Source organism: Flectobacillus sp. BAB-3569 (assembly GCF_002270355.1).
Classification (GTDB): Bacteria; Bacteroidota; Bacteroidia; order Cytophagales; family Spirosomataceae; genus Flectobacillus; species Flectobacillus roseus.
In genome coordinates this window covers 1-3,275 of record NZ_NJFZ01000047.1, presented here as the reverse complement: position 1 = coordinate 3,275, position 3,275 = coordinate 1, and the positions used below count along the sequence as shown (strand labels likewise).

General features: G+C 32.7%; 3 rRNA genes. All 3 read left to right on the top strand.

Annotation, left to right across the window (positions count from 1 at the left end):
* Window positions 1–181, top strand: a 23S ribosomal RNA gene (locus BWI92_RS27885); the annotation flags it as partial.
* A gap of 94 nt (window positions 182–275) precedes the next feature.
* Window positions 276–387 (top strand): 5S ribosomal RNA (rrf, locus tag BWI92_RS26085).
* A 2,740-nt stretch (window positions 388–3,127) separates the two neighbouring features.
* Window positions 3,128–3,275 (top strand): 16S ribosomal RNA (locus BWI92_RS26080); the annotation flags it as partial.

The following is a 3,275-nucleotide window of genomic DNA, read 5'->3' as shown; positions in this document are numbered from 1 at the left end:
RGGCATAGCTGAGTAGCTACGTCGGGACCAGATAAGCGCTGAAAGCATCTAAGTGCGAAACTGACCTGAAGATGAGTATTCCAAATAAGGGCCGTTGTAGATGACAACGTTGATAGGTTGCAGATGTATAGGTAGAGATACCAGAGTCGAGCAATACTAATTACCCAATAGCTTATGATATCTCTGTACTAAGGATTTAATTCTTACTTGTTCAACATCTTTCACGATATACGTCAAACGGACATAAGACATAGAGAAGTAATTCTCGCAGGTTTTATGGAGCCGATAGGACTGGTGTTCACCTCTTCCCATCTCGAACAGAGTAGTTAAGCCCAGTACCGTTGATGATACTGCAATCAAATGCGGGAAAGTAAAAAAGCTCCAAAATATTACAAAGACAGAAGCCACTCCAAAAGAGTGGCTTTTTTGTTTTACAAGGCTCAGTACCGTTGAGGATACTGCAGGCTGCGTGCTGAGAACTCAGTGTCCCAGACTGTGCGTCCCAATCATGCAGAGAAAAGCCATAAAATATTACAAAGAAATGTTAGCGACCTCGATAGGGTGGCTTTTTGTGTTTTACAAGGCTCAGTCCCGTTGATGATAGTGCAGGCTGCGCGCCCCGGACTATGCGTCCCAATCAATACTGAAAAGTAAAAAAGCTCCCAAATATTACAAGAATGATATTTTATAATACTAATACATTTTGAAAATCATCTAGTTCAAATAGAGATGAGAGAATTACTTGGAGTAAAGACGGTACAAAGAATTTCCAGCTATTGAGGGATTTTTGATTTCGGAAATGAAGTCAAATACTTTTATTTTTTACAAAATATAGTTTAAGTAGTAGATTACACTTTCAAAATCCAATATCCGAAAGAAATAGCGTTTAAAACCCTCGCTCAAGACTAACTCAGAGGATAAAGTTTGCTTTAGAAATAAATATACCGACCAATATAGATCAAAAGAATGTATTAGCCCTTCTAAAAGTGTATTAACTCTACTAATAAATACTTTGTAAAGATCGAGTTAGATTACTAAAACCATATCGAATTCGTAGCTATCTACATCCAGCTACTTGGGAACTGTATTATAGTAAGTTTCTGCTTAACCTTATTCTATAATAACTTCTTCAGAAAGTATGCGTATTGAAACAAATACTCCTCATATAACAATTTCACATGAATATTCTCAGATAAGGTTTCAATAAATGTTTGAATAAAAAGAAGCAATAATTCTGAGAAAGTATGTAACCTTATTAGAAGCTATAGGATGGTTTAACTCATACAATAGTTGGGAGCGTTTGGTTTTCTTTTTCAAATGGGATAAAGATTTTTAGAGATACGATATGCTTCATATAGAGCTTGTGATTGTAGAGATATTTATTACCATGAGTCCAAGAAGAAAGTAAGAACAGTTCCTTTTGTCCCATTTATTCAAACAAATTCTTCAAGCTACTGAATTGATTATGTATAAAAGTTCTAACGCTAAAAAAGCACTAGCTAGAAATAAGAAAAAATGGAAGGGCAAAAAATAACCCTACATCATTTTATGATGTAGGGTATTTTGAAAGTGTCGAACTATTCGGTAGGCACTCAAATGTTTTTCATTTAAGCCTAAAACAAAGTTATGTTTTTTTATGGTATTATTGAAATTTTTTGAAGCTGAATCGAAGGAAATGCACAATTAATTATATGAACGAGCGATTTAATGTAATGAAATTAAAAATTCATCGGTTTTAGCACTGAATAAAAATATATAAAAATACGAAAAACACTAAAGCTTATAAGTAGGTAAAATAGGAATGATAACGATACTTTTTATAGATCATTCATAAAACAAGTAAAAGTAAACTACCATAAGAGCTTAACTCAATTGAATCCAGATGAGCTTGATTGAAGTAATAAGTACAATAGAGGTGAAGAATAATTAAAGTTAAATCGTATCAGTTTGGGGACAACAGAATTATAAAACTCCTTAGCCTTTAAATTGATAACTTTATTGTCTGGATAGTGGTAGTACTTCTGAATATTTGGACTTTCATCTAAAGTAATAGTGAAAGAGAGTGCCAACATTTAGGATGGGCTTCAAAAGACTCCTATAGTTGGTAAAGTAAATACTGCGATAGAAGCCACACTGAAATAAGGAATAGTTTTCAGGAAAAGTCTATATAATGAAATTTTGTGAGATGAATGTAGTTCAAAGTACTAGGTTAAATATTCTATCCATTGATGGTTTATCAAGTACTATATTTATAGTAGGATTGTTCCTTTTAGTGGTAAGTAAGGTGATAACAAGTCAAGAATAAAAGAAGAGAAAAATAAAATAGAGATATAAATGCAGATATGAATTAGAATCTGTCAATTTTAACATCACTTCATAGGTACTGTGTAGAGCATCATAATCATAATATAATCTATGAAAAGTACGATATGTTACGGATTCCACTAATGAATGCGATAGTAATTGTTTGCTAGTTCAAAAGTTCAAAGTAGAGTAAACCAAGAGTTAAGGGATATAAATGATTAGATTAAAGATATTTTTTAGATTTAGATATAAATTTTGATACTAAAACAGATAATTTTCGCTTAGAAGTAAGCTAAACCTCAAAATATATTTTATAAATATTTTAAGTATTAATTGTGTTTGTAAGTTTAGAGGAATGCCATCAATTGAATAATATCAATTTGATGTCATTTTTTTAACTACCTGTATCTTCTGATATTCAGCGACTTACAAAAAACTTTTAAAAATAGTTCAAAAAAGGTTTGGATAGTATGGAATAAAGTGGGAATTTTGCACTCCCAAACGACGGGAAAGGAGTTGTAGCGAAGAAGAAAGGATGTGAGTTTCGAAAATAAATTTTAAAAAATATTTTCAAAAACATTTGGAAGTTAAAAATAAAGCAACTAATTTTGCACTCCCAAACAACGGGAAACGGTTAAATCGAAAGAGGTTTGACAACAATTTTTGAGATAATGTACTGACGATAAGTTGGTTAATTATTTTGAGAAAAAGAGTTCTTTGAAAAGCTGGTAAGAAAAGATAAAAGAAGATACGACATTCTAAGATAGGTTGTGATGTTATAATTCTTTAGAATAAGACAGAACAACATTTCATTAAAATATTTACAATGGAGAGTTTGATCCTGGCTCAGGATGAACGCTAGCGGCAGGCCTAATACATGCAAGTCGAACGGTGTAGCAATACACAGTGGCGCACGGGTGCGTAACACGTATGCAACCTACCTATCATTGGGGGATAGCCTTTGGAAACGG